This window comes from Rahnella sp. CJA17(1/100) (assembly GCF_963881615.1).
GTDB lineage: Bacteria > Pseudomonadota > Gammaproteobacteria > Enterobacterales > Enterobacteriaceae > Rahnella > Rahnella aceris.
In genome coordinates this window covers 1-456 of record NZ_CAWOJA010000061.1, presented here as the reverse complement: position 1 = coordinate 456, position 456 = coordinate 1, and the positions used below count along the sequence as shown (strand labels likewise).

Below are 456 nucleotides of genomic sequence, written 5' to 3'. Positions count from 1 at the left end.
GATCAACTTTCGTCTTCAGTGCGACAGGTTCTCCGGCTTTATCAGGCATTTGTTGCCATATTTTTTCCAGTCCGGCATTAGCCTTGCCGGTTTCAAACATCACCGCAATCACCGCAATCTCCCCTTCAGCATTCATATGAACAAAATGCGCCTCCATCGGGAAAGATTTACCGTTGAGGGTATTTTCGCTCGGGGAATGGAAATGGAATTGTTGCAGAACGAATTTTTCGCCGTCCAGTGTAACGAAGTCCCCCTGCTGAACATTTACCTGCACGCTGTGACCGTTGTTAATGACACTGACCGGTGGCAACTGATAGCTGAGCTTAAGCGGGCGGGGGTGCACCTGTAATGCATCTTTGATATCGATAGGCGACTGTGCTTTACCCTGTTCACACAGATAAAAATCAGGGCTGAGTTTCGACCAGTTTTGCGGGGCAGTGTCGCCATCATATGACC

The 456-nt window shown here is 48.9% G+C and carries 1 protein-coding gene; it reads right to left on the bottom strand.

Going from position 1 to position 456, the window contains the following annotated elements; all coding sequences use genetic code 11:
• Positions 1 to 456: carbonic anhydrase (locus tag AACU55_RS20630; RefSeq protein WP_134707164.1), on the bottom strand; the 456-nt coding region annotated here is incomplete at both ends.